This window comes from Variovorax sp. F042, from assembly GCF_057814215.1.
Map to the genome: position 1 here is coordinate 73,141 of NZ_JBVASX010000014.1, position 24,261 is coordinate 97,401.

At 64.6% G+C, this 24,261-nt stretch carries 24 protein-coding genes and 1 tRNA gene; 22 read left to right on the top strand and 3 right to left on the bottom strand.

Features of this window, described 5'->3' with window-relative positions; all coding sequences use genetic code 11:
• Positions 1 to 40 precede the first annotated feature (40 nt).
• Positions 41 to 1,303 carry a nitrate regulatory protein gene (locus ACZYSP_RS29490; protein WP_093057860.1) on the bottom strand — a complete coding sequence of 421 codons (1,263 nt, stop codon included), beginning with the start codon at positions 1,301 to 1,303 and terminating at the stop codon, positions 41 to 43.
• Positions 1,304 to 1,422: 119 nt separating this feature from the next.
• Here ACZYSP_RS29490 and tsaD point away from each other — a divergent pair, with 119 nt between their 5' ends.
• Positions 1,423 to 2,463 carry a tRNA (adenosine(37)-N6)-threonylcarbamoyltransferase complex transferase subunit TsaD gene (tsaD, locus tag ACZYSP_RS29495; protein ID WP_093057859.1) on the top strand — a complete coding sequence of 347 codons (1,041 nt, stop codon included), beginning with the start codon at positions 1,423 to 1,425 and terminating at the stop codon, positions 2,461 to 2,463.
• On the opposite strand, the gene ACZYSP_RS29500 is transcribed toward tsaD, so the two are convergent.
• Together ACZYSP_RS29500 and ACZYSP_RS29505 are read right to left on the bottom strand one after the other, a co-directional pair.
• Positions 2,420 to 3,154 (bottom strand): alpha/beta hydrolase-fold protein, encoded by a 735-nt coding sequence (locus ACZYSP_RS29500; protein ID WP_093057858.1) that lies wholly within the window; start codon positions 3,152 to 3,154, stop codon positions 2,420 to 2,422. The genes tsaD and ACZYSP_RS29500 overlap by 44 nt on opposite strands.
• Positions 3,155 to 3,342: 188 nt before the next feature.
• Positions 3,343 to 3,714 (bottom strand): Hsp20/alpha crystallin family protein, encoded by a 372-nt coding sequence (locus ACZYSP_RS29505; RefSeq protein WP_093057925.1) that lies wholly within the window; start codon positions 3,712 to 3,714, stop codon positions 3,343 to 3,345.
• A 124-nt stretch (positions 3,715 to 3,838) separates the two neighbouring features.
• Between ACZYSP_RS29505 and ACZYSP_RS29510 the strand changes: the two genes are divergently transcribed.
• The 21 genes from ACZYSP_RS29510 (at position 3,839) to nuoL (ending at position 24,260) form a co-directional block, all read left to right on the top strand.
• A complete protein-coding gene (locus ACZYSP_RS29510) occupies positions 3,839 to 5,131 on the top strand; it encodes a branched-chain amino acid ABC transporter substrate-binding protein (RefSeq protein WP_093079895.1) in 1,293 nt (430 codons plus the stop codon).
• Positions 5,132 to 5,161: 30 nt separating this feature from the next.
• Positions 5,162 to 6,334 (top strand): pyridoxal phosphate-dependent aminotransferase, encoded by a 1,173-nt coding sequence (locus ACZYSP_RS29515; protein ID WP_093079897.1) that lies wholly within the window; start codon positions 5,162 to 5,164, stop codon positions 6,332 to 6,334.
• An 81-nt stretch (positions 6,335 to 6,415) separates the two neighbouring features.
• A complete protein-coding gene (locus ACZYSP_RS29520; protein ID WP_371258859.1) occupies positions 6,416 to 7,351 on the top strand; it encodes a DMT family transporter in 936 nt (311 codons plus the stop codon).
• An 88-nt stretch (positions 7,352 to 7,439) separates the two neighbouring features.
• The gene (rpsO, locus tag ACZYSP_RS29525) at positions 7,440 to 7,706 is read left to right on the top strand and encodes a 30S ribosomal protein S15 (protein WP_007837783.1); all 267 of its coding nucleotides are present in this window, start codon (positions 7,440 to 7,442) and stop codon (positions 7,704 to 7,706) included.
• Positions 7,707 to 7,912: 206 nt separating this feature from the next.
• Entirely contained in the window at positions 7,913 to 10,216 is a 2,304-nt protein-coding gene (pnp, locus tag ACZYSP_RS29530; RefSeq protein WP_093057854.1) for a polyribonucleotide nucleotidyltransferase, read from the top strand.
• A 90-nt stretch (positions 10,217 to 10,306) separates the two neighbouring features.
• Positions 10,307 to 11,305 carry an NAD(P)H-quinone oxidoreductase gene (locus ACZYSP_RS29535; protein WP_093079902.1) on the top strand — a complete coding sequence of 333 codons (999 nt, stop codon included), beginning with the start codon at positions 10,307 to 10,309 and terminating at the stop codon, positions 11,303 to 11,305.
• Complete coding sequence (tpiA, locus tag ACZYSP_RS29540) at positions 11,299 to 12,087, top strand: triose-phosphate isomerase (RefSeq protein ID WP_093079905.1); 789 nt, start codon at positions 11,299 to 11,301, stop codon at positions 12,085 to 12,087. The genes ACZYSP_RS29535 and tpiA overlap by 7 nt, the downstream gene beginning before the upstream one ends.
• Before the next feature lie 36 nt (positions 12,088 to 12,123).
• Positions 12,124 to 12,525 carry a preprotein translocase subunit SecG gene (gene secG / locus ACZYSP_RS29545; RefSeq protein WP_093079907.1) on the top strand — a complete coding sequence of 134 codons (402 nt, stop codon included), beginning with the start codon at positions 12,124 to 12,126 and terminating at the stop codon, positions 12,523 to 12,525.
• A gap of 119 nt (positions 12,526 to 12,644) precedes the next feature.
• Positions 12,645 to 12,729 (top strand) — tRNA-Leu (locus ACZYSP_RS29550).
• Between the two features lie 67 nt (positions 12,730 to 12,796).
• Complete coding sequence (locus tag ACZYSP_RS29555; RefSeq protein WP_012748607.1) at positions 12,797 to 13,156, top strand: NADH-quinone oxidoreductase subunit A; 360 nt, start codon at positions 12,797 to 12,799, stop codon at positions 13,154 to 13,156.
• 12 nt (positions 13,157 to 13,168) lie between these two features.
• Entirely contained in the window at positions 13,169 to 13,648 is a 480-nt protein-coding gene (locus ACZYSP_RS29560; RefSeq protein WP_007837763.1) for a NuoB/complex I 20 kDa subunit family protein, read from the top strand.
• A 13-nt stretch (positions 13,649 to 13,661) separates the two neighbouring features.
• Complete coding sequence (locus ACZYSP_RS29565; protein ID WP_093057850.1) at positions 13,662 to 14,273, top strand: NADH-quinone oxidoreductase subunit C; 612 nt, start codon at positions 13,662 to 13,664, stop codon at positions 14,271 to 14,273.
• Position 14,274: 1 nt separating this feature from the next.
• Entirely contained in the window at positions 14,275 to 15,528 is a 1,254-nt protein-coding gene (locus ACZYSP_RS29570; protein WP_093057849.1) for an NADH-quinone oxidoreductase subunit D, read from the top strand.
• Positions 15,529 to 15,538: 10 nt separating this feature from the next.
• Positions 15,539 to 16,078, top strand: a complete 540-nt coding sequence (locus ACZYSP_RS29575; RefSeq protein WP_093079910.1) for an NADH-quinone oxidoreductase subunit NuoE family protein — start codon at positions 15,539 to 15,541, stop codon at positions 16,076 to 16,078.
• Positions 16,078 to 17,418 carry an NADH-quinone oxidoreductase subunit NuoF gene (gene nuoF / locus ACZYSP_RS29580; protein WP_093057847.1) on the top strand — a complete coding sequence of 447 codons (1,341 nt, stop codon included), beginning with the start codon at positions 16,078 to 16,080 and terminating at the stop codon, positions 17,416 to 17,418. Before ACZYSP_RS29575 ends, nuoF begins: the two co-directional genes overlap by 1 nt.
• Positions 17,419 to 17,438: 20 nt before the next feature.
• Positions 17,439 to 19,610: an NADH-quinone oxidoreductase subunit NuoG gene (gene nuoG / locus ACZYSP_RS29585; RefSeq protein ID WP_093079912.1), complete on the top strand. Its 2,172-nt coding sequence runs from the start codon at positions 17,439 to 17,441 to the stop codon at positions 19,608 to 19,610.
• Positions 19,607 to 20,686 carry an NADH-quinone oxidoreductase subunit NuoH gene (gene nuoH, locus ACZYSP_RS29590; protein WP_371127400.1) on the top strand — a complete coding sequence of 360 codons (1,080 nt, stop codon included), beginning with the start codon at positions 19,607 to 19,609 and terminating at the stop codon, positions 20,684 to 20,686. The genes nuoG and nuoH overlap by 4 nt, the downstream gene beginning before the upstream one ends.
• A 17-nt stretch (positions 20,687 to 20,703) precedes the next feature.
• A complete protein-coding gene (gene nuoI / locus ACZYSP_RS29595) occupies positions 20,704 to 21,225 on the top strand; it encodes an NADH-quinone oxidoreductase subunit NuoI (RefSeq protein ID WP_042579825.1) in 522 nt (173 codons plus the stop codon).
• A 38-nt stretch (positions 21,226 to 21,263) separates the two neighbouring features.
• Positions 21,264 to 21,914 (top strand): NADH-quinone oxidoreductase subunit J, encoded by a 651-nt coding sequence (locus tag ACZYSP_RS29600; RefSeq protein ID WP_093057845.1) that lies wholly within the window; start codon positions 21,264 to 21,266, stop codon positions 21,912 to 21,914.
• A complete protein-coding gene (gene nuoK / locus ACZYSP_RS29605) occupies positions 21,911 to 22,219 on the top strand; it encodes an NADH-quinone oxidoreductase subunit NuoK (protein WP_019653383.1) in 309 nt (102 codons plus the stop codon). Before ACZYSP_RS29600 ends, nuoK begins: the two co-directional genes overlap by 4 nt.
• Positions 22,220 to 22,226: 7 nt before the next feature.
• Positions 22,227 to 24,260 carry an NADH-quinone oxidoreductase subunit L gene (gene nuoL, locus ACZYSP_RS29610; protein WP_093057844.1) on the top strand — a complete coding sequence of 678 codons (2,034 nt, stop codon included), beginning with the start codon at positions 22,227 to 22,229 and terminating at the stop codon, positions 24,258 to 24,260.
• Position 24,261 lies beyond the last annotated feature (1 nt).

Below are 24,261 nucleotides of genomic sequence, written 5' to 3' on the forward strand. Positions count from 1 at the left end.
AGTTGTTGTGCACTGCACCAAGTTGAACGGCAGGACCGCTTCAACGCGGCGGCGCGCGGTCGAGCATGGGCAGGTAGTCGGCCATTGCCAGCATCGACTCGGCCACGTCGACCAGCCGCCGCTTCTGGTTCATCGCGGTCTGGCGCAGCATCTTGTGCGCGTCTTCCTCGCTGAGCCGGCGGTGCGCCATCAGCAGGCCCTTGGCGCGTTCGACGATCTTGCGTTCGTTGAGTGAGGCGCGCACGGTTTCGAGCTCGTCGCTCATGGCCTGCAGGCGGTGCGACTGTTCCTGGACCATGTCGAGCACCGAGCGTTCGAGATGGCGGCCGAACTGCGCGGGAGCGGCCGACTGCGCGTCGGCGTCATCGAAGAACAGGGCACCGGCCTGCGGGGCCAGCGTGTCGAGCAGCTGCCGGTATTCCTGCAGCTCGCTGCGCGCCTGCACGGTTTTTCGCTCGCACAGCGCGCGCAGGTCGGCGGCCAGGCGGTCCTCGACGATCTTCATGGCGTCGATGCGGCGGGTGCAGCAGTCGAACCAGGCCTGGCTGAGCGGCACGTCAGCCGGCGTGGAGGCGGCGCCGCGCCGGCGGATGCGTTCGAGCTCGGCCACTTCGGCATCGGGCTGGCTGTTGCGCCACAGCGCGAGCACCGCCTCGCCGGAGAAATCGGTGAACACCTGGAAGCAGCGTTCCTGCGATTCGATCAGGTGCAGCCACTGCAGGCGCTGCGCCTCGTCGCTGCGGCCCAGCGCCAGCGCTGCGGAGCCGAAGGCGCGCTCCTGGCCGGCGAATTCCTTGCCCTGCATGAAGTTGAACATCGCGACCAGCAGGCGCGAGATCTCGGGGTCGGTGGCGCCGTCGGCCGCCTCGAACACCACCGACAGCAGGCCGGCGACGAGCTTGGCGAACGCGGCGGTGGATTGCGCCGGCTTCAGCTCGAGCGCATCGATGCGGCGGCGCAGGCCGGGCAGGGCGTCCAGCCCGGGGAGCACCCATGCGATGCGGCTGAACAGGCGCGCGCTGTTGCCGGTGCCCGCGCCGCGGTGGTTGTCGGCCTCGAGCTGGTCGAAGCCGGCGCGCACCTCTTGCTCCAGCGCGATGCATTCGGCGATCTGCGGGCCGCGCTGGTCGGCGAAGCGGGCGCCGCGAGAGGTGAGGAACATGTTCGACATGCCCCGCTCGCGCTGCAGCGCGTGGACGAGGCGGCCGATCAGGCTCACCAGTTCGCTGGTGCGGGCGAGTTGATCCAGCTCGTCGATTTCGCAGCGACGGGCAGCGATCAGAAAACTCAGTCCGGATTTCATGGTGGGAGGGCGCGGGGCTCTGGCATGGTCAACGCAACATCCGTGCCTCGGGGAGTGGAGAGCGCCGCCGTTTGCCCCTTCGCGGGTGCCGGGGGAGGGCGCCGCCTACACTCGGCGGCATGCTCTTGTTGGGAATCGAATCATCTTGCGATGAAACCGGCGTGGCGCTGGTCGAGTCGCACGGCGACGCGCTGCCGCTGCTGCTTTCGCACGCGCTGCACAGCCAGATCGCCATGCACCAGGCCTACGGCGGCGTGGTGCCCGAACTGGCCAGCCGCGACCACATTCGCCGCGTGCTGCCGCTGACCGAAGCCGTCATGGCCGAAGCCGGCCGCACGCTGGGCGAGATCGACGTGGTGGCCTACACGCGCGGGCCGGGCCTGGCGGGCGCGCTGCTGGTGGGCGCCGGCGTGGCCTGTGCGCTGGGCGTGGCGCTGGGTAAGCCGGTGCTGGGCGTGCATCACCTTGAAGGGCATCTGCTGTCGCCGTTCCTGAGCGCCGATCCGCCGGAGTTTCCGTTCGTCGCGCTGCTGGTGTCGGGCGGCCACACCCAGCTGATGCGGGTGGACGGCGTGGGCCGCTACGAGCTGCTCGGCGAAACCATCGACGACGCGGCCGGCGAGGCCTTCGACAAGAGCGCCAAGCTCATGGGCTTGCCGTACCCGGGTGGGCCGTGGCTCGCGAAGCTGGCCGAAGGCGGCAGTGCCACGGCCTTCAAGCTGCCGCGGCCGCTGCTGCACAGCGGCGATCTCGATTTTTCTTTTGCCGGCCTGAAGACGGCCGTGCTCACGCAGGCCAAGAAGCTCGGCGACCAGCTCGAAGCGAACAAGGCCGACTTGGCCGCGTCCACGCAGGCGGCCATCGTCGAGGTGCTGCTTAAGAAGTCGCTTGCCGCGCTCGACCAGACCGGGCTCAAGCGCTTGGTGGTGGCGGGAGGAGTGGGAGCCAACAGGAATCTGCGCGAACAGCTGAACGCTGCGTGCGCGAAGCGCAAGGTGCGCGTGCACTACCCGGAGCTGCACCTGTGCACCGACAACGGCGCGATGATCGCCATGGCTGCGGCAATGCGGCTGCAGTCAGGGCTGTCGCAGGCGAGCGAGCGCTATGCCTTCGACGTCAGGCCGCGATGGCCCATGGCTTCGCTACCGGAGACTGCGTAAGCAGTTGCTTTGATCGGCCGATTGCCGGCAGCGGCAGCACGTCCAGCACATTGCGCCACAGCTGGCGCCACTGCGGCCAGTCGTGGCCACCCTCGGTCGTGAAGACGCGCCCCGGCGGCAGGGCGTCGGCCAGCAGCTTGTGGTTGCTGGCAAAGCGGTCGTCGAGCCCGAAGCCCAGGTAGAGCGGCGGCAGGTTCTGCGACGGCTGGGCTTCCAGGTACTGCTGGAAGAAGGGCCAGAGCTTGCGGTCGGGCTCTTCGTCGGGCTGCGGCCCGGTAGGCGCCTGCCAGGTGCGCAGGCCGCCGGCCTTCTTGATCTCCGCGCCGAGCACCCGGCGTCCCAGGTAGGGCGCGAGCGCCACGATGCCGTCCACCGAGCCCGGCCGCGCCAGTTCGTGAATGAGCGCGCCGAAGCCGCCGATGGAAATGCCCACGAGCCAGATCGACTTGTAGCCCTTGGCGCGCTGCGGCTCGATGACCTCGGTGTGGAGGCGATCGCTCAGCGTCTGTTCGTAGTAGTAGGAAACATCCGCGTCCACCAGCAGGGAGTCGGCCGCCAGATGGCGTTCGCGCACGGCTGCGATGAACCCTTCGCGCTCGAACTCGTCGGGCTTCAGGTACGCCCCGGGCAGGAACACCAGGAGCGTGTCGGATTGTTCGTTGGGGTTGGCGGATTGAAGGTGCGTTTTCATGGTGCCTTTGGGGGCACCCGAACCGCACCGTAGCGAGTTCGGTGCGTTTACGAGACGCCCACGAAGAAGAAAGTTCTAAGAAAACGTCACATCATGTGACGTTATCTAGCGCTATTGTGAATAAGGTGCTCGTTTAAAGTCAAAACGAGGCCTTAACTAACATTTTCCTCTTGTGGGCATAGGCCAAATTAGTTGATTTGTAACTGAGTGGCCTGGCTCACGGGGACCAGCTTGCCGAGCTTCAGCGTGAGCACGCCGTTCTCGAGCTTTGCTTCGCTGGTGGCTACGTCGATGTCCTGCGGCAGCTCGTAGGCCGCCTTGAACTGGCGCTTGGCTTCGGCCTTGCTGTCGATGCGCAGCACGGCGCCTTCGATGCTGATCGCGAGGTCTTCGCGCGTGAAACCCGGCACGTCGAGCGAGAGGGTCCAGCTCTTGTCGTCCTGCTCGACCAGCGGCGAGCGGCGGGCACCGGCGAAGGCATCGTTCACGAAGCGTTCGAACGAGCGGTCATAGGCGCGGGGAGCGAAGCGGGCGGTGCGAAGGGTGGGGGCGAAAAACATGATGAAGAACTCCTGAATCAACACAATGGGGACAAGGAATGTGTGTCCCTTACACTGCGCGGCCGTTCAATCGTGAGTGCCGCTTGAGACCTCATCTAGGCCCCGCGGCACGCGTTTCAAGACAATGAATCCCCCCTTTATTTGGCGTCGCGAGGCCTTGAAATTCGCGGCGCTGGCGCTATGCGCGAGGCCCTTCGCCGCGCTGGCACAAGCATCGGTTTCATCGCCACCTGCGCCCATTCGCCTGGCACTCATCGAAAGCATGAGCGGCCCCTTCGCCAACACCGGCGAGGCCGTGTTCCGCAATCTGTTGTGGGCGGTGGAGCGCGTGAATGCGCGCGGCGGCATCAAGCTGCCCGGCGGCGCGCGGCCCCTGCAGCTCGACCGCTACGACAGCAAGGGGCAGAACGAAGAAGCGCTCTCCGCGCTGCGCGCCGCGATGGACGACGGCGCGCGCATCGTGCTGCAGGGCAACTCGTCGGCCACGGCCGCGGCGCTGGTCGATGCCATCGACAAGAACAACGAGCGCGACCCGTCGCGACGCGTGATCTTCCTCAACTACGCGGCGGTCGACCCTGTGCTCACGAACGAGCGCTGCAGCTTCTGGCACTTTCGCTTCGACGCCCATGCCGACATGCGCGTGGCCGCGCTGATGGACGTGGTGAAGGACGACGCAGCGCTCAAGCGCGTCTACCTGATCGGACAGGACTACAGCTTCGGCCAGGCCGTGCTGCGCGAGGCGCGCCGGCAGCTCGGCGCACAGCGGCCCGACGTGGAGATCGTCGGCGACGAACTGCACCCGATGGGCAAGGTGAAAGACTTTGCGCCCTATGCCACCAAGATCATCGCGAGCGGTGCGCAGGCCGTGGTCACGGGCAACTGGGGCAACGACCTCACGCTGCTGGTGAAGGCGGCGCGCGAAGCGGGCTTCAACGGCACCTTCTATACCTTCTACGGCAATGCGCTCGGTGCGCCCGCAGCCATCGGCGATGCGGGCATCGGACGCGTGATCGCGGTGGCCGACTGGCTGCCCAACGTGCAGACGACGCAGTCCGAAGCCTTCTACCGCGCCTTCCGCGCGCGCTTTCCGAAGCCGGCCGAAGACTATGTGCACATGCGGCTGGCGCTGATGATCGAAGCGCTCGTACAGGCCATCGAACGCGCGGGCGGTGTCGACGCGGTGCCTGTGGCACGCGCGCTGGAGCAGGCCGACGTGAGCCTGTACGGCCAGCGCGGGCGCATGCGCGCTGCGGACCACCAGTTCCAGCAGCAGCTCGTGGTCGGCGTGATGGACAGGCAGGGCAGGCCGGGCGTGCAGTTCGACGTCGAAGGCTCCGGCTACGGCTTTCGGGTGGTCAAGACCATCGCCCCCGAGCGCGCCGAGCTGCCGACCTCGTGCAAGATGAAGAGACCTTGATGATGACGATGATGAACAGGACAACCAGACATGCGTGAAGCCATCCACAACCTCGAAGCATCGAAGATCCGCGAAGTCGCCAATGCCGGCATGGGCCGCGACGACGTGCTGGCCTTCTGGTTCGGCGAAAGCGACGAAGTCACTCCCGAGGTGATCCGCCAGTCGGCCATCGAGTCGCTGCAGCGGGGCGAAACCTTCTACGCCCACAACCTCGGCCTGCCCGAACTGCGCGAAGCCATCGCGCGCTATACCAGCGGGCTGCATCCGGCGGTCGATGCCTCGCGCATCGCCGTCACCTCGGGCGGCGTGAGCGCGTTGATGCTCGCGGTGCAGGCGCTGGTCGACGCGGGCGACGAAGTGGTCGCCGTGACGCCGGTGTGGCCCAACCTGACGGCGCAGCCCGCGATCATGGGCGCGCACGTGCGCACGCTCCCGCTGGTGCCGGTGAACGGCCAATGGACGCTCGACCTGCCCGCGCTGCGCGCAGCGGTCACGTCGAAGACGAAGCTGCTGATCGTCAACGCGCCGAACAACCCCACGGGCTGGACCATGACGCGCGACGAGCAGCAGGCCGTGCTCGACCATTGCCGCAAGACCGGCACGTGGATCCTTGCCGACGAGGTGTACGAGCGGCTGTACTACGAGCCGACGCCCAATGGCTGCGCGCCGAGCTTCCTCGACATCTCGAAGCCTGACGACCGCCTCGTCGTCACGCACAGCTTCTCGAAGAGCTTCCTGATGACGGGCTGGCGCCTCGGCTGGCTGGTGCTGCCGCCTTCGATGGTGGACGGCATCGGCAAGCTGATCGAGTTCAACACCTCATGCGCCAGCGTGTTCACTCAGCGCGCCGCCATCACCGCCATCGAGCACACGAGCGAGATCACGCCGCGCGTGGTGGCGCACCTGAAGCAATGCCGCGACACGCTGGTGCCGCTGCTGGCGGCGCTGCCGGGCGTGCAGGTGGCCTCGGCCAAGGGCGGCATGTACGCCTTCTTCCGGCTCGAAGGCTTCGGCGATTCGCTCGAAGTGGCCAAGCGGCTGGTGGCAGAGGCGGGCCTGGGGCTCGCGCCGGGCAACGCCTTCGCACCTGAAGCGCAGGGCTGGCTGCGCTGGTGCTTTGCGTCGAAAGACCCGCAGCGGCTGGTGAAGGGCGTGGAGCGGTTGCGCAACTGGCTGGCGGAACAACAACCCGGCAAGGGCTGAGCCGGCTGCAATTTCGTTCAATACGCGGCGCGCCGGGGCCGCGAAGCTCGGGCTTTTCTCGAAAGCGAAAGGTCCGGCATGTTGTCGCAACGGTTGAAGGGGATGGCACTGTGCGCGCTGGCGATGGTCACGGTCGGCAGCACGGTGGTGGCCAGCAAGGTCATCGCGGGCGGGCTGCCGCCGTTCACCGCGACCGCGCTGCGGTTCGCGATGGCGCTGCCGGTGTTCCTGGTGCTGCTGCGGCTGACCCGCACGCCGTGGCCGCGGCCCGGCCGGCAGGATCTGGCGCTGCTGGTGTGCCAGGCGGGGCTGGGGAGCGTGGGCTACACCGTGCTGCTGATCCTTGGCGTGCGCTGGGCACCGGCGGCCAGTGCGGGCGTGGTGGCGGGCACCTTGCCTGCTGTGGCGGCGCTGGTGGCGGTGATTGCGCTGCGCGAGCGGCCGGGGCGGTTTCTGGTGGGCAGCATCGTGCTGGCGACGGCGGGGGTGCTGGCGATCAGCTGGCCCGGGGCGGGCCAGGCTTCGGCGGGGGACTCAAAATCCCCGGCGGCGCTGATCGGCAACCTGCTGGTTTTGGGCGCGGTGGTTTGCGAGGCGATGTTCATCCTGCTCAACAAACGCCTGCGGGTGCCGGTGCGTCCGCTGGCGCTGTCGACGCTGATGACGGCCTTCGGGTTGCTCCTGTCACTGGTACCAGCGCTGTTCGAGCGAGCCTGGGAGCACCCCTTGCCGGCGGAGGCGCTGGCCGGCGTCGCCTACTACGCGTTGGTGCCAACGGTGCTGGGCTTCGTGCTGTGGTTTGCCGGATCGTCCCGGCTGCGCGGGGCTGAAGCAGCGCTTTTTACCGCCGTTTTGCCGGTCTCGGCGCTGGCGCTGGCCGCGCTCTGGCTGGGCGAAAGCATCAGCCTGGCGCAGATCGGCGGGGCAGCCTGCGTGCTGGGCGCCGTGGGGCTGGCTTCGCTCGATGGAAGGCCCCCAAAGAGGCCTGAAAGCCCGATCAGGACGGTCGGGCTATAATTCCAAGGCTTTGCATGCCGCAAGGCGCACGGTGGGTGCAGTTCCAGCGCACACCGCAAGTCAAACATCCCGGAACAAGGAAATCAACATGATCGCAGCCTCCATCAAGGCAGAAGTTGTCAAGGACAACGCCCGCGCCGCCAACGACACCGGCAGCCCCGAAGTGCAAGTCGCACTGCTGACCGCCCGCATCAACGAGCTCACCCCCCACTTCAAGACGCACGCCAAGGACCACCACGGCCGTCGCGGCCTGCTGCGCATGGTGAGCCGCCGCCGCAAGCTCCTCGACTACCTCAAGTCCAAGGACGCCGACCGTTACACCGCGCTGATCGCCAAGCTGGGTCTGCGCAAGTAAATCGAATCGCATGAAAAAACGCCTGGGTTAGTCCGCTAGCTCAGGCGTTTTTTACTTCGCGATCCACTTTCGGAGTGCCCAAACAGAGCGAAGCTGTGTCATTCCAATGAAGTTCGCCCCGAGCTTCGCTGGAATGGCATCGTGTTCTGAGAAGCCTCCGTCTCTTGCGGGCTCTGTGTAGTCCGCTATCAAAACAGGAGCAAAACATGAGCCTCTTCAACAAAGTCACCAAGTCGTTCCAATGGGGCGACAAGACCGTCGTCATGGAAACGGGTGAAATCGCCCGCCAGGCCAGCGGCGCCGTGCTCGTCGACATCGACGGCACCGTCATCCTCGCGACCGTGGTTGCCTCCAAGTCGGCCAAGGCCGGCCAGGACTTCTTCCCGCTGACCGTCGACTACATCGAGAAGACCTACGCCGCGGGCAAGATCCCCGGCAGCTTCTTCAAGCGCGAAGCCAAGCCCAGCGAACACGAAACGCTGACCAGCCGCCTGATCGACCGCCCGATCCGCCCGCTGTTCCCCGAAGGCTTCCTGAACGAAGTACATGTGGTCATCCACACCGTGTCGCTCAACCCCGAAGTCGATGCCGACATCGCCGCCATGATCGGCGTGAGCGCTGCGCTGTCGATCTCCGGCGTGCCGTTCAACGGCCCGATCGGTGCAGCCCGCGTGGGCTACATCAACGGCCAGTACGTGCTGAATCCGGGCCAGACGGCTCGCAAGGATTCGCAGATGGACCTCGTCGTTGCCGGCACGCAATCCGCCGTGCTGATGGTCGAATCCGAAGCCCTGCAGCTCAGCGAAGAAATCATGTTGGGCGGCGTGGTGTTCGGCCACGAGCAAGCCAACATCGCCATCAACGCGATCCATGAACTCGTGCGTGACGCCGGCAAGCCGGTGTGGGACTGGAAGGCTCCCGCCGAAGACGAAGCCTTCGTCGCCAAGGTCAAGGGCCTGGCCGAAGACAAGCTGCGCGCCGTCTATCAAATTCGCAGCAAGCAAGCCCGTACGCAAGCCCTGCGCGAAGCCAACGCCAGCGTGCTCGAGGCACTGAAGGCCGAAGGCGCCGAGTTCGACTCCGGCAAGGTCAGTGACCTGCTGTTCGCCATCGAATCGAAGATCGTGCGCAGCCAGATCCTGTCGGGCGAGCCCCGCATCGACGGCCGCGACACGCGCACCGTGCGTCCCATCGAAATCCGCAACTCGGTGCTGCCCCGCACCCACGGTTCGGCGCTGTTCACGCGCGGTGAAACCCAGGCGCTGGTCATCACCACGCTCGGCACCGAACGCGACGCACAGCGCATCGACGCGCTGGCCGGCGAATACGAAGACCGTTTCCTGTTCCACTACAACATGCCTCCCTTTGCCACCGGCGAAGTGGGCCGCATGGGCTCGACCAAGCGCCGCGAAATCGGCCACGGCCGCCTGGCCAAGCGCGCGCTCGTCGCCGTGTTGCCGAACAAGGAAGAATTCCCGTACACGGTTCGCGTGGTGTCGGAAATCACCGAGTCGAACGGCTCGTCGTCGATGGCTTCGGTCTGCGGCGGCTGCCTCTCGATGATGGACGCCGGCGTGCCCATGAAGGCGCACGTGGCCGGCATCGCCATGGGCCTGATCAAGGAAGACAACCGCTTCGCGGTGCTGACCGACATCCTGGGCGACGAAGATCACCTGGGCGACATGGACTTCAAGGTTGCGGGTACCACCAACGGTATCACCGCGCTGCAGATGGACATCAAGATCCAGGGCATCACCAAGGAAATCATGCAGGTCGCACTGGCACAGGCCAAGGAAGCGCGCATGCACATCCTGGGCAAGATGCAGGAAGCCATGGGCGAGGCCAAGGCCGAAGTCTCCAGCTTCGCACCGCGCCTGACCACGCTGAAGATCAACCCCGAGAAGATCCGCGACGTGATCGGCAAGGGCGGCTCGGTCATCCGTGGCCTGCAGGAAGAAACCGGCACGACGATCAACATCGACGAAGACGGCACCATCACCATCGCTTCGACCGATCCGGAAAAGGCCGAGCTGGCCAAGAAGCGCATCGAGCAGATCACGGCCGAAGTCGAAATCGGCAAGGTCTACGAAGGCCCGGTCACCAAGATCCTGGACTTCGGTGCGCTCATCAACCTGCTGCCCGGCAAGGACGGCCTGCTGCACATCAGCCAGATTGCGCACGAACGCGTCGAGAAGGTGACCGACTATCTGAGCGAAGGCCAGATCGTCAAGGTCAAGGTTCTGGAAACGGACGAGAAGGGCCGCGTCAAGCTGTCCATGAAGGCCTTGACCGAGCGTCCGGCCGGCATGGAATACAGCGAGCGCCCGCCGCGCGAAGACCGCGGTGACCGTGGCGAGCGCCGTGACCGTGGCGATCGCGGCGACCGCGGTGGTGACCGTGGCGAGCGCGCACCGCGCTTCAACAACGAGCAACAGCAGCCGCGCAACGAGCAGCCGCAGGCTCCGGCCGGCGAGCAGCAGCAACAAGCCCCGCGCGAGCCTCAGGAGTAAGAAGGGCGCAACGGCGGTCCTCCGGCTGCCGTTGCTATCTTTTGAACATCAAGCTTCGCCCCATCTGCGGGCGTTGGAGGCCGAAAGACCATGAAAGCCATTGAAATCACTTCGTACGGTGCCCCCGAGGTGCTGCGCGTTGCGCAGCGTCCCGACCCGGTGGCGGGCGTGGGCGAACTGCTGATCCGTGTGGCGGCAAGTGGCGTCAATCGCCCGGACGTGCTGCAGCGCAAGGGGCACTACCCCGTGCCGCCGGGCGCTTCCGATCTGCCGGGCCTCGAAGTGGCCGGCGAGATCGTCTCGGGTGACGCTGCGGCGCTGGCCGAGGCGGGCTTCAAGGTTGGTGACCGTGTCTGTGCGCTGATCGCCGGTGGCGGCTATGCCGAGCTGTGCGTGGCGCCCGTGGCGCAATGCCTGCCGGTGCCCAAGGGCTGGAGCGACATCGATGCAGCTTCGCTGCCCGAAACCTTCTTCACCGTCTGGAGCAATGTGTTTGACCGCGGCCGCCTGCAAAAGGGCGAGACGCTGCTGATCCAGGGCGGCTCGAGCGGCATCGGCGTCACGGCGATCCAGATCGCCAAGGCGCTCGGTGCGACCGTGATCGTCACGGCCGGCAGCGACGACAAGTGCGAAGCCTGCCTGAAGCTCGGCGCCGACCATGCCATCAACTACCGCACGAGCGACTTCGTCGAAGAGGCGAAGAAGCTCACCGGTGGCAAGGGTGTGGACGTGGTGCTCGACATGGTTGCCGGCGACTACGTGGCGCGCGAGATCGAGTGCCTGGCCGAAGATGGCCGGCTCGTGATCATCGCGGTGCAGGGCGGCGTGAAGAGCGAGATCAATGCGGGCCTCGTGCTGCGCAGGCGGCTCACGATCACCGGCTCGACGCTGCGTCCGCGGCCGGTGGCGTTCAAGGGCGCCATTGCCAAGGCCCTGCGCGAGAAGGTGTGGCCGCTGCTGGAAAGCGGCGCAATCAAGCCCGTGATCCACAGCATCTTTGCGGCGGCGGGCGAGCCCAGCGGCGCAGCCCAGGCTCACGCGCTGATGGAATCGAACCAGCACATCGGCAAGATCGTGCTGACATGGTGAGTGACAAGAAGAACGCGATGACGACCAAGAAGAAACTGATCGCTGGCAACTGGAAGATGAACGGCAGCCTGGCTGCCAACGAGGCGCTGGTGAAGGCCTTGCAACAAGGCCTGGCCGCAAGTCCGGCGGCTTGCGATGTGGCGCTGTGCGCGCCCGCGCCGTACTTCGCGCAACTGCAGTCGCTGCTGGCGGGTTCGCCGGCACTGGCACTGGGCGCGCAGGACATTTCGGCTCATCTGCAAGGCGCCTTCACCGGCGAGCAATCGGCGGCGATGCTGAAGGACTTCGGCGTGCGCTATGCCATCGTCGGTCACTCCGAGCGTCGGCAATACCATGGCGAGACCGATGAAGCGGTCGCGGCCAAGACGGCGGCAGCGCTGGCCAATGGCATCACGCCGATCGTCTGTGTCGGCGAAACGCTGGCACAGCGCGAAGCAGGGCAGACCGAAGAAGTCGTCAAGCGTCAGTTGGCAGCGGTCATTCATGTGAACGGTCATTGCATCAGCGAGATCGTCGTGGCGTACGAGCCTGTCTGGGCCATCGGTACGGGCAAGACGGCCACGCCGGAGCAGGCGCAAGCGGTGCACGCGGTGCTGCGCGCGCAGTTGCATCACGCAGCGAGCGAGCATGCCGCCGGCATCCAGATTCTTTATGGCGGCAGCATGAATGCCGCCAACGCCGCAGAACTGCTGGCGCAGGCCGACATCGATGGCGGCCTCATCGGTGGCGCTTCGCTCAAGGCGCCCGATTTTCTGCAGATCATTTCCGCCGCTGCGCGCTGAACGCGCAACGGCTGTATCACTTAGGAGTAAGAACGAATGAACCTGGTCCTCAATCTACTGGTCGGTGTGCAGATGCTGACGGCCCTCGCAATGATCGGCCTGATCCTGATCCAGCACGGCAAGGGCGCCGACATGGGCGCGGCCTTCGGCAGCGGAAGTGCCGGCAGCCTGTTCGGTGCCAGCGGCAGTGCCAACTTCCTCTCGCGCACCACGGCTGTGCTTGCTGCGGTGTTCTTCGCATGCACGCTGCTGCTGGCCTATTTCAGCCACGCGCGTCCTGCGGGCGGCGGCAGTCTTCTGGAGCGCGCTGCAGTGGGTGCGCCGGCCACGCCGGCTTCTGGTGCAGCGAGTGAAATTCCTGGTGCGGCGGCTCCCAGTACGCCTGCTTCGGCTCCTGCTGCCCCGGTTTCGGGCGCGGGTCAGATTCCGAGCAAGTAATCAACTCGTTTTCATGAGTTGCCTGTGAGAAATGGCTTCATTTCAGGGTAAACTCTAAATCTGTTCGGAAAGCCAAATGCCTCTTGCAGGTACCTCATGCCATCCGAGCAGCAAAAACCGCGGTCGTGGTGAAATTGGTAGACACGCTATCTTGAGGGGGTAGTGGCGAAAGCTGTGCGAGTTCGAGTCTCGCCGACCGCACCAAATCTCATCGGCAGAAAGCCTCATCCAGGGGCTTCTCTTGCCGGTGGCAAGCGGTGAAAAACTCTCGATGAATCTCGACTCCTACCTCCCCGTCCTTTTGTTCATTCTGGTCGGAGTCGGCGTAGGCGTCGCCCCTCAGGTCATCGGATACATTCTCGGCCCCAACAGGCCCGACGCCGCAAAGAACGCTCCCTACGAGTGTGGCTTTGAAGCCTTCGAGGACGCACGCATGAAGTTCGACGTGCGCTACTACCTCGTTGCGATTCTCTTCATCCTGTTCGACCTCGAAATTGCCTTTCTCTTTCCGTGGGCCATTGCGCTCAAGGAGATCGGTGCTGTCGGCTTCTGGGCCATGATGATCTTTCTCGCCATCCTCGTCGTGGGCTTCGCCTACGAGTGGAAAAAAGGCGCGCTCGACTGGGAATGACAAGGAATCACGATGGCCATTGAAGGCGTTCTCAAAGAAGGTTTCGTCACCACCACCTACGACTCGGTGGTGAATTGGGCGAAGACCGGATCTCTCTGGCCGATGACCTTCGGCCTCGCATGCTGTGCGGTGGAAATGATGCACGCGGGCGCCGCCCGCTACGACATCGATCGTTTCGGCATGCTGTTTCGCCCCAGCCCGCGTCAGTCCGATCTGATGATCGTGGCCGGCACGCTGTGCAACAAGATGGCTCCGGCCTTGCGCAAGGTCTATGACCAGATGCCCGAGCCGCGCTGGGTGCTGTCGATGGGTTCGTGCGCGAATGGCGGTGGTTACTACCACTACAGCTATTCCGTCGTGCGCGGCTGCGACCGCATCGTGCCGGTCGATGTCTACGTTCCGGGTTGCCCGCCCACCGCCGAGGCTTTGCTCTACGGCGTGATCCAGTTGCAGCAGAAGATTCGCCGCACCAACACCATTGCCCGCGCCTGAGGGATTGCCGACGATGACTGACTTTGCAATTTCGCCGGAGGTGCTGCGCGCCACCATCGCCGAGACGCTCGGCGCCAAGGCCAAGAGCGTGACGCTCGCCCTGGAAGAGGTGACCGTGGTGGTCGGCGCTGCCGACTACATAGAAGCCGCCTTGCTGCTGCGCGATGCGCCCGGCTGCCGCTTCGAGCAGCTGATCGACCTCTGCGGCATGGACTACTCCGACTACCGCGAAGGTGAGTGGCAGGGCGAACGCTACTGCGTCGTCACGCACCTGCTGTCGGTAAGCCTCAACCAGCGCGTGCGCCTGAAGGTGTTCGCGCCGAATGAAGACCTGCCTGTGGTCGATTCGCTGCAGCCCGTCTGGAATGCCGCCACCTGGTTCGAGCGCGAAGCCTTCGACCTCTACGGCATCGTGTTCGACGGTCACGACGACCTGCGCCGCATCTTGACCGACTACGGCTTCATCGGCCATCCGTTCCGCAAGGACTTCCCGGTGTCGGGTCACGTCGAGATGCGTTACGACGAAGAACAGAAGCGCGTGGTCTACCAGCCGGTTTCCATCGAGCCGCGCGAAATCACCCCGCGCGTGATCCGCGAAGACAACTACGGCGGCGGTTTGCACTGATATGGCCGAAATCAAGAACTACACACTCAACTTCGGTCCCCAGCACCCTGCGGCACACGGCGTGCTGCGCCTGGTGCTCGAGCTGGACGGCGAAGTGATCCAGCGCGCCGACCCTCACATCGGCCTGCTGCACCGCGCGACCGAGAAGCTTGCCGAATCGCGCACCTTCATCCAGTCGCTGCCGTACATGGACCGTCTCGACTACGTGTCGATGATGAGCAACGAGCACGCGTACTGCCTTGCCATCGAGCGGATGATGGGCCTCGAAGTGCCGATCCGCGCGCAGTACATCCGCGTGATGTTCGCCGAGATCACCCGCCTGCTGAACCACCTGCTGTGGCTCGGTGCGCACGGTCTGGATTGCGGTGCGATGAACATGCTCATCTACTGCTTCCGCGAGCGCGAAGACCTGTTCGACATGTACGAGGCCGTGTCCGGTGCGCGCATGCACGCGGCGTACTTCCGTCCGGGTGGCGTCTACCGCGACCTGCCGGATGCAATGCCGCAGTACAAGGTCAGCAAGATCAAGAACGCGAAGGCTATCGAGAAGCTCAACGAGAACCGCCAGGGCTCGTTGCTCGACTTCGTCGACGACTTCTGCAAGCGCTTCCCGAAGATGGTCGACGAGTACGAGACGCTGCTCACCGACAACCGCATCTGGAAGCAGCGCACCGTGGGCATCGGCGTGGTCACGCCGGAGCGCGCGCTGAACCTCGGCTTTACCGGCCCCATGCTGCGCGGCTCGGGCATCGAATGGGACCTGCGCAAGAAGCAGCCCTACGACGTCTACGACCAGATGCAGTTCGACGTGCCCGTCGGCAAGACCGGCGACTGCTACGACCGCTACCTGGTCCGCGTCGAAGAGATGCGCCAGGCCAACAAGATCATCCAGCAGTGCTCGGCCTGGCTGCGTGCCAACCCCGGCCCTGTCATCACTGACAACCACAAGGTCGCCGCGCCCGCGCGCGAATCGATGAAGGCGAACATGGAGGAGCTGATCCACCATTTCAAGCTCTTCACCGAAGGCTTCCACGTGCCCGAAGGCGAAGCGTATGCCGCCGTCGAGCATCCGAAGGGCGAGTTCGGCATCTATCTCGTGAGCGACGGCGCCAACAAGCCGTACCGCCTGAAGATCCGCGCCCCTGGTTTCCCGCACCTCGCCGCCCTCGACGAAATGTCGCGCGGTCACATGATCGCCGACGCTGTCGCGGTGATCGGCACGATGGACATCGTGTTCGGCGAGATCGACAGGTGAGAAAGAGCGAATGACGACTTCCTCGACCCACCATGACGCGGCGCCCTCGGCGCCGTTGAAGACTACGATCCTCGAGCGCTTTGCGCGCGAGGTCGCCAAGTACCCCGAAGCAGGCAAGCAATCCGCCGTGATGGCCTGCCTCGCCATCGTCCAGCAGGACGAGGGCTACGTCAGCCTGCAGCGCGAGCGCGAGATTGCCGAGTACCTCGGCATGGCGCCCATCGCCGTGCATGAAGTGACGACCTTCTACAACATGTACAACCAGCATCCGGTGGGCAAGTTCAAGCTCAACGTGTGCACCAACCTGCCTTGCCAGCTGCGCGATGGCGTCACCGCCCTCGTGCACCTCGAGAAGAAGCTCGGCATCAAGATGGGCGAGACTACGGCCGACGGCCTGTTCACGCTGCAGCAGAGCGAATGCCTGGGCGCCTGCGCCGATTCGCCCGTGATGCTGGTCAACGACCGTACCATGTGCAGCTTCATGAGCAACGAGAAGCTCGACCAGCTCATCGAAGGCCTGCGCGGTTCCACCAAAGGGGAGGCTGCCTGATGTCACCCGAACAAGTGCTCCAGCAGTTCCAGGCGACGGGCGTCCAGACCTGCTTCCATGACCGTCACATCGAGCCGCAGATCTATGCGGGCCTTGACGGCACCAACTGGCGTCTGGCCGACTACGAGGCGCGCGGCGGCTACCAGGCGCTGCGCAAGATCCTCACCGAGGGCCTCACGCCCGACCAGGTGATCGCCGAAGTCAAGGCCTCGGGCCTGCGCGGCCGTGGCGGCGCCGGTTTCCCGACCGGCCTGAAGTGGAGCTTCATGCCCCGCCAGTTCCCGGGCCAGAAGTACCTCGTCTGCAATTCGGACGAAGGCGAACCGGGCACGTGCAAGGACCGCGACATCCTGCAGTTCAACCCGCACATCGTGATCGAAGGCATGGCCATCGCCGCGTATGCGATGGGCATCAGCGTGGGCTACAACTACATCCACGGCGAGATCTTCCAGAGCTACGACCGTTTCGAGGAAGCCCTCGAAGAAGCGCGCGCCGCCGGCTACCTCGGCGACAAGATCATGGGCAGCACGTACAACTTCCAGTTGCACGCCGCCCACGGCTTCGGCGCCTACATCTGCGGCGAAGAAACCGCGCTGCTCGAATCGCTCGAAGGCAAGAAGGGCCAGCCGCGCTTCAAGCCGCCGTTCCCGGCCAGCTTCGGCCTGTACGGCAAGCCGACCACCATCAACAACACCGAGACCTTCGCGGCGGTGCCCTGGATCATCCGCAACGGTGGTCCGGCTTACCTCGAATGCGGCAAGCCCAACAACGGCGGTACCAAGATCTACTCGGTGAGCGGTGACGTCGAGCTGCCCGGCAACTACGAAGTGCCCATGGGCACGCCGTTCTCCAAGCTCCTCGAGCTGGCCGGCGGCGTGCGCAAGGGCCGCACGCTGAAGGCCGTGATTCCCGGCGGATCGTCGGCGCCGGTGCTGCCGGCCGACATCATGATGGCCTGCACCATGGACTACGACTCCATCGCCAAGGCCGGCTCCATGCTCGGTTCGGGCGCGGTGATCGTCATGGACGACAGCCGCTCGATGGTCGAGTCGCTCAAGCGCCTCTCGTACTTCTACATGCACGAGTCCTGCGGCCAGTGCACGCCGTGCCGCGAAGGCACGGGCTGGCTCTACCGCGTGGTGGACCGCATCCACAACGGCCAGGGCAAGCCCAGCGACCTGCAACTGCTGGACTCCGTCGCCGGCGACATCATGGGCCGCACCATCTGTGCGCTCGGCGATGCGGCAGCGATGCCGGTGCGCGCCATGATCAAGCACTTCCGTCACGAGTTCGAAGCCCTGATCCCGGGCTACGTTCCGACGGCGCCCGTCAAGGCCTGAGCGCGAGAAGAAACATACTCATGATCGAAATCGAACTCGACGGCAAGAAGGTCGAAGTGACCGAAGGCAGCATGGTGATGCATGCGGCCGACAAGGCGGGCACGTACATCCCGCACTTCTGCTATCACAAGAAACTCAGCATCGCGGCCAACTGCCGCATGTGCCTCGTCGACGTGGAAAAAGCGCCCAAGCCGATGCCGGCCTGTGCCACGCCCGTCACGCAGGGCATGATCGTCCGCACCAAGAGCGAAAAGGCCATCAAGGCGCAGCAGTCGGTCATGGAGTTCCTCCTGATCAACCATCCGCTGGATTGCCCCATCTGCGACCAGGGCGGCGAATGCCAGCTGCAGGACCTGGCCGTTGGCTACGGCGGTTCTTCTTCGCGCTACGAAGAAGAAAAGCGCGTCGTGTTCCACAAGGACGTGGGCCCGCTGATCAGCATGGAAGAAATGAGCCGCTGCATCCATTGCACGCGCTGCGTCCGCTTTGGCCAGGAAGTGGCCGGCGTGATGGAGCTCGGCATGTCGCACCGCGGCGAGCACTCCGAAATCGAAACCTTCCTCGGCGACTCGGTCGACTCCGAACTGTCGGGCAACATGATCGACATCTGTCCGGTCGGCGCGCTCACGAGCAAGCCCTTCCGCTACAGCGCCCGCACCTGGGAACTGTCGCGCCGCAAGTCGGTGAGCCCGCACGACTCCACCGGCGCCAACCTGATCGTCCAGGTCAAGAACAACCGCGTGATGCGCGTGGTGCCGCTCGAGAACGAAGACGTCAACGAATGCTGGATTGCCGACCGCGACCGCTTCTCGTATGAAGCGCTCAATGGCCCGGAACGCCTGACGCAGCCCATGCTGAAGCAGGGCGGCCAGTGGCAGCAGGTCGACTGGCAGACGGCGCTCGAGTACGTTGCCAATGGCCTCAAGCAGATCAAGGCCGACCACGGCGCGCAAAGCATCGGCACGCTGGTCAGCCCGCACAGCACGCTCGAGGAGCTGCAGCTCGCAGCCTTGCTCACGCGTGAACTCGGCAGCGACAACATCGACTACCGCCTGCGCAACGCCGAATTCACGGCCTTCGAAGGCGTGCGCTGGCTCGGCACCTCGATCGCTTCGCTCACGCAAGTGCAGCGCGCGCTGGTCGTCGGCTCGAACCTGCGCAAGGAACATCCGCTGTTTGCACAGCGCATCCGCCAGGCCGTGCGCAAGGGCGCCGCGCTGTCGGTGATCACCTCGGCCAGCCTGATGGCTGCTCGCGACGCCTGGGCCATCGACGTGGCGCAGTCGTCCATCGTTGAAGCCGACCAATGGGTCGAGGCGCTGGCCGCAGTTGCTGCCGCCATCGGCCAGACCAATGGCGCAGCCGCGCCCCTGGCACCGAAGAACGCGCCTGACGCCGCCGCGCAAGCCATCGCAGCTTCGCTGCTGAGCGGTGAACGCAAGGCCATCCTGCTCGGCAATGCAGCTGCCCACCACGCACAAGCCAGCAGCCTGCTGGCCCTGGCGAACTGGATCGGTGCGCAGACTGGCGCCACCGTCGGCTACCTGACCGAAGCCGCCAACACCGTTGGCGCGCAGATCGTCGGCGCTTTCCCGAAGAACGGCGGCCTCGATGCCGGCCGCATGCTCGCCGCCGGTTCCGGCCTGAAGGCTGTGATGCTGCTGAACACCGAGCCGGTGTTCGACTCGGCCGCTGGCGCCGCCGCTGCCGATGTCATCGGCAATGCGCAAATGGTCGTCACGCTGAGCCCCTTCAAGGCCAACCTCGAGTTCAGCGACGTGCTGCTCCCGATCGCTCCTTTCACCGAAACCCCCGGTACCTTCGTCAATGCCGAAGGCCGCCTGCAAGGTTTCCATGCCGTCGTGAAGCCGCAAGGCGAAACGCGCCCGGCGTGGAAGGTGCTGCGCGTGCTGGCCAACCTGCTGGGCCTGCCCGGCTTCGCGTTCGAATCGACCACCGAGGTGCTGGCCACCATCGGTGACAAGGGCGCGGTGCCGGCGAATGCGCTGAACAATGCCACCTCCGCCAATGCCGTCGCTTCCAGCGGTGCAACTGCTGCACCCGTGGTCGCGAGCATCTACCAGCTCGACTCGATCGTGCGCCGCGCACCGTCGCTGCAACTGACTGCCGACGCGCGCAATGCATCGGCTGGATCGAACGTGTCGGCGCGTGCCGAGGAGGCACTGGCATGATCGTCGACACCATTCATGGCTTCGGCCAGGGGCTGGTTGCCGCAGGCTGGTGGACCGCTGTGGTCTGGCCCCTTATCTGGACGCTGATCAAGATCATCGTGGTCGTGATCCCGCTGATGCTGGCTGTGGCGTACCTCACGCTGTGGGAGCGCAAGGCCATCGGCTTCACGCAGATCCGCATCGGCCCGAACCGCATCGGACCGCTGGGCCTGCTCCAGCCGATCGCCGACGCGCTCAAGCTGATGACCAAGGAAATCATTCTTCCGACGGTCGCCAACAAGGGCCTGTTCCTGCTGGGCCCGATCATGACCATCATGCCGGCGCTCGCCGCATGGGCCGTGATTCCCTTCGGCCCCGACGTGGCGCTGGCCAACATCAACGCCGGCCTGCTGTTCGTTATGGCCATCACCTCCCTCGAGGTGTACGGCGTGATCATCGCCGGCTGGGCCTCGAATTCGAAGTACGCCTTCCTGGGCGCGCTGCGTGCCTCGGCACAGATGGTGAGCTACGAAATCGCGATGGGCTTCTGCTTCGTCGTGGTGCTGATGGTCACCGGCAGCCTGAACATGAGCGAGATCGTGAACGTCCAAGGCAAGGGCATGTTCGCCAACATGGGCGTCGGCTTCCTGTCGTGGAACTGGCTGCCGCTGCTGCCGATCTTCGTCGTGTACTTCATCTCGGGCCTGGCCGAGACCAACCGCCACCCGTTCGACGTGGTGGAAGGCGAGTCCGAAATCGTTGCCGGCCACATGATCGAGTACTCGGGCATGAGCTTCGCGATGTTCTTCCTGGCCGAGTACGCCAACATGTGGCTCGTCTCGATCCTGACCGTCGTGCTGTTCCTCGGCGGATGGCTGCCGCCGTTCGAATTCCTGAGCATCATTCCGGGCTGGATCTGGCTGGGCCTCAAGACCTTCTGCGTGGTCACCATGTTCCTGTGGGTGCGTTCGACGTTCCCGCGCTTCCGCTATGACCAGATCATGCGTCTGGGCTGGAAGATCTTCATTCCCGTCACCCTCGTGTGGCTGGTCGTGGTCGGTGGCTGGATGCAGACGCCGTTCAACATCTGGAAATAACAGGAAGCGCCAACATCATGTCTGCTGCGCACACCGCAACACCGTCCGCGCCGTTCTCGCTCAAGGACTTCCTGGGCAGCTTCATGCTGTTCGAGCTGTTCAAGGGCCTGGCCATTACCGGCAAGTACGCCTTTGCCCGCAAGATCACGGTGCAGTTCCCCGAAGAGAAGACGCCGCTGTCGCCGCGATTCCGCGGCCTGCACGCGCTGCGCCGCTATGAAAACGGCGAAGAGCGCTGCATTGCCTGTAAGCTCTGCGAGGCTGTCTGCCCGGCGCTGGCCATCACCATCGAATCGGATGTGCGCGACGACGGCTCGCGCCGCACCACGCGCTACGACATCGACCTGACCAAGTGCATCTTCTGCGGCTTCTGCGAAGAGAGCTGCCCGGTCGACTCGATCGTCGAGACGCACATCTTCGAATACCACGGCGAAAAGCGCGGCGACCTGTACTTCACCAAGGACATGCTGCTGGCCGTGGGCGATCGCTACGAAAAAGAAATCGCAGCGAACAAGGCGGCTGACGCCAAGTACCGCTGATTCCGACCAGCCCGAACCCCGTACCAATTCGAATTCCAATGGACGTCAAGACCGGTCTGTTCTATCTGTTTGCCGTGGTGCTGCTGTTTGCAGCGTTCCGCGTCATCACCGCCCGCAACCCCGTGTACGCCGCTCTGTACCTGGTTCTGGCCTTCTTCCAGGCATCGGCCATCTGGCTGCTGCTGCGCGCCGAGTTCCTCGCGATCTCGCTCGTGCTGGTGTATGTCGGCGCCGTGATGGTGCTCTTCCTGTTCGTGGTGATGATGCTGGACATCAACGTCGACGGCTTGCGGGAGGGCTTCTGGAAGCACTTTCCGCTGGCGGCAGGCGTGGGCGCGCTGATTGCGCTCGAAATGGCGGCCGTGCTCATGGGCGGCTTCCGCCTCGGCGAGCCGCGCGCTGCTGCCGGTGCGTTGGGGGCCAACACTTCCAATACGCTCGAACTCGGCAAGCTGCTCTACTCCGAATACCTCTACCCGCTGGAAATTGCCGCGGTCATCCTGCTCGTGGCCATCGTGGCCGCCATCGCGTTGACGCTGCGCACCCGCAAGGACAGCAAGTACGTCAACCCGGCCGACCAGGTGCGCGTGAAGGCGCGCGACCGCGTGCGCATCGTGCAGATGCCGGCAACGCGTGCTGCCGAGCCTGTGGTTGAAGCTGCGGACGCTGCAAAGGAAAACAAGGCATGACGCTCACGCTCGGACACTTTCTTTCGCTCGGCGCGATGCTCTTCGCGCTGTCCGTGATCGGCATCTTCCTGAACCGCAAGAACCTGATCGTCCTGCTGATGGCCATCGAGCTGATGCTGCTCGCGGTCAACATGAACTTCGTGGCGTTCTCGCACTTCCTGGGCGACATGCACGGCCAGATCTTCGTGTTCTTCATCCTGACGGTGGCCGCGGCCGAGTCGGCCATCGGGCTGGCGCTGCTGGTTCTGCTGTTCCGCAACAAGTCGAACATCAACGTCGACGAACTCAACTCGCTCAAGGGTTGAAAGCAACATGAGCGCAACCCTTTCCGCATCCACCTTGCTGGCCGTGCCGCTGGCACCCCTGGTCGGCGCCGCTGTCGCCGGCCTGTTCGGCACCAAGTTCGGCGGCAATCACATCGGCCGCAAGGTCACGCACTCGCTGACCATCCTGGGCGTGCTGGTCGCCTTCATCATCTCGGCCATGACGCTCAAGAGCGTGGTGGCCGACGGCGCCCGCTTCAACGAAACCATCTATGAATGGATGGTCGTGGGCGGCCTGAAGATGGAAGTCGGCTTCATGGTCGACGGCCTCACCGCCATGATGATGTGCGTCGTGACCTTCGTGTCGCTGATGGTCCACATCTACACCATCGGCTACATGGAAGAAGACGACGGCTACAACCGCTTCTTCGCGTACATCTCGCTGTTCACCTTCTCGATGCTGATGCTCGTCATGAGCAACAACATGCTCCAGCTGTTCTTCGGCTGGGAAGCGGTGGGCCTGGTGTCGTACCTGCTGATCGGTTTCTGGTTCAACAAGCCGACCGCGATCTTCGCGAACATGAAGGCCTTCCTGGTCAACCGTGTGGGCGACTTCGGCTTCATCCTCGGCATCGGCCTGATCGCCGCCTACGCCGGCACGCTGAACTACACCGAGGCCTTTGCCAAGGCCGGCACGCTGGCCGGCATCACGTTCCCGGGCACCGAGTGGATGCTCATCACCGTGATCTGCATCTGCCTGTTCATCGGCGCGATGGGCAAGAGTGCCCAGTTCCCGCTGCACGTGTGGCTGCCCGACTCGATGGAAGGCCCGACGCCCATCTCCGCGCTGATCCACGCGGCAACGATGGTGACGGCCGGCATCTTCATGGTGGCGCGCATGTCGCCACTGTTCGAGCTGAGCGACACGGCACTGAGCTTCATCCTCGTGATCGGCGCCATCACCGCGCTGTTCATGGGCTTCCTGGGCATCATCCAGAACGACATCAAGCGCGTGGTCGCGTACTCGACGCTCTCGCAGCTCGGCTACATGACGGTGGCGCTCGGTGCCTCGGCCTACTCGGTCGCGGTGTTCCACCTGATGACGCACGCGTTCTTCAAGGCGCTGCTGTTCCTCGGCGCCGGCTCGGTGATCATCGGCATGCACCATAACCAGGACATCCGCTGGATGGGCGGTGTGCGCAAGTACATGCCGATCACCTGGATCACCTCGCTGCTGGGTTCGCTCGCGCTGATCGGCACGCCGTTCTTTGCCGGCTTCTACTCGAAGGACAGCATCATCGAAGCGGTGCACGAAAGCCACCTGTGGGGCGCGAACTTCGCGTACTACGCGGTGCTGGCCGGCGTGTTCATCACGGCGTTCTATTCGTTCCGCATGTACTTCCTGGTCTTCCACGGCAAGGAACGCTACGACCAGAACCCCGATGCGCACCATGACGACCATGGCCACGGTCATGACGATCATGGTCACGGCCATGACCAGAAGCCGCACGAATCGCCTTGGGTCGTCTGGCTGCCGCTGGTGCTGCTGGCCATCCCCTCGGTGGTGATCGGCTTCATGACGATCGAGCCGATGCTGTTCGGCGAGTTCTTCAAGAACGCGATCGTCGTGGACGGCACCAGGCACCACGCCATGAAGGAACTGGAAGAAGCCTTCCACGGCCCGGTGGCCATGGCCATCCACGGCCTGCAGGCTGCGCCGTTCTGGCTGGCGCTGGCTGGCGTGGTCCTGTCCTGGTACATGTACATGATCAACCCGGCGCTGCCGGCTGCGATCAAGCGCGCCTGCGGCCCGATCTACCGCCTGCTCGAGAACAAGTACTACATGGACTGGTTCAACGAGAACGTCATTGCCCGCGCCACGCGCGCGCTTGGCACCGGCCTGTGGAAGGGTGGCGACCAGGCCCTGATCGACGGAGCCGTCGTCAACGGTTCGTGGAAAGTGATCGGCCGGATTTCGGGTGTGGTGCGCTGGATGCAGTCTGGCTACATCTACCACTACGCCTTCGCGATGCTGCTCGGCATCTTCATCCTGATGACGTACTTCGTCTGGTTCAAACGCTGAG

Bases quoted from the DNA above. Each gene is read 5' to 3' on its own strand.
- ACZYSP_RS29490 (WP_093057860.1), bottom strand. From the start codon at position 1,303: ATGAAATCCGGACTGAGTTTTCTGATCGCTGCCCGTCGCTGCGAAATC.
- tsaD (WP_093057859.1), top strand. From the start codon at position 1,423: ATGCTCTTGTTGGGAATCGAATCATCTTGCGATGAAACCGGCGTGGCG.
- ACZYSP_RS29500 (WP_093057858.1), bottom strand. From the start codon at position 3,154: ATGAAAACGCACCTTCAATCCGCCAACCCCAACGAACAATCCGACACG.
- ACZYSP_RS29505 (WP_093057925.1), bottom strand. From the start codon at position 3,714: ATGTTTTTCGCCCCCACCCTTCGCACCGCCCGCTTCGCTCCCCGCGCC.
- ACZYSP_RS29510 (WP_093079895.1), top strand. From the start codon at position 3,839: ATGAATCCCCCCTTTATTTGGCGTCGCGAGGCCTTGAAATTCGCGGCG.
- ACZYSP_RS29515 (WP_093079897.1), top strand. From the start codon at position 5,162: ATGCGTGAAGCCATCCACAACCTCGAAGCATCGAAGATCCGCGAAGTC.
- rpsO (WP_007837783.1), top strand. From the start codon at position 7,440: ATGATCGCAGCCTCCATCAAGGCAGAAGTTGTCAAGGACAACGCCCGC.
- pnp (WP_093057854.1), top strand. From the start codon at position 7,913: ATGAGCCTCTTCAACAAAGTCACCAAGTCGTTCCAATGGGGCGACAAG.
- ACZYSP_RS29535 (WP_093079902.1), top strand. From the start codon at position 10,307: ATGAAAGCCATTGAAATCACTTCGTACGGTGCCCCCGAGGTGCTGCGC.
- tpiA (WP_093079905.1), top strand. From the start codon at position 11,299: ATGGTGAGTGACAAGAAGAACGCGATGACGACCAAGAAGAAACTGATC.
- secG (WP_093079907.1), top strand. From the start codon at position 12,124: ATGAACCTGGTCCTCAATCTACTGGTCGGTGTGCAGATGCTGACGGCC.
- ACZYSP_RS29555 (WP_012748607.1), top strand. From the start codon at position 12,797: ATGAATCTCGACTCCTACCTCCCCGTCCTTTTGTTCATTCTGGTCGGA.
- ACZYSP_RS29560 (WP_007837763.1), top strand. From the start codon at position 13,169: ATGGCCATTGAAGGCGTTCTCAAAGAAGGTTTCGTCACCACCACCTAC.
- ACZYSP_RS29565 (WP_093057850.1), top strand. From the start codon at position 13,662: ATGACTGACTTTGCAATTTCGCCGGAGGTGCTGCGCGCCACCATCGCC.
- ACZYSP_RS29570 (WP_093057849.1), top strand. From the start codon at position 14,275: ATGGCCGAAATCAAGAACTACACACTCAACTTCGGTCCCCAGCACCCT.
- ACZYSP_RS29575 (WP_093079910.1), top strand. From the start codon at position 15,539: ATGACGACTTCCTCGACCCACCATGACGCGGCGCCCTCGGCGCCGTTG.
- nuoF (WP_093057847.1), top strand. From the start codon at position 16,078: ATGTCACCCGAACAAGTGCTCCAGCAGTTCCAGGCGACGGGCGTCCAG.
- nuoG (WP_093079912.1), top strand. From the start codon at position 17,439: ATGATCGAAATCGAACTCGACGGCAAGAAGGTCGAAGTGACCGAAGGC.
- nuoH (WP_371127400.1), top strand. From the start codon at position 19,607: ATGATCGTCGACACCATTCATGGCTTCGGCCAGGGGCTGGTTGCCGCA.
- nuoI (WP_042579825.1), top strand. From the start codon at position 20,704: ATGTCTGCTGCGCACACCGCAACACCGTCCGCGCCGTTCTCGCTCAAG.
- ACZYSP_RS29600 (WP_093057845.1), top strand. From the start codon at position 21,264: ATGGACGTCAAGACCGGTCTGTTCTATCTGTTTGCCGTGGTGCTGCTG.
- nuoK (WP_019653383.1), top strand. From the start codon at position 21,911: ATGACGCTCACGCTCGGACACTTTCTTTCGCTCGGCGCGATGCTCTTC.
- nuoL (WP_093057844.1), top strand. From the start codon at position 22,227: ATGAGCGCAACCCTTTCCGCATCCACCTTGCTGGCCGTGCCGCTGGCA.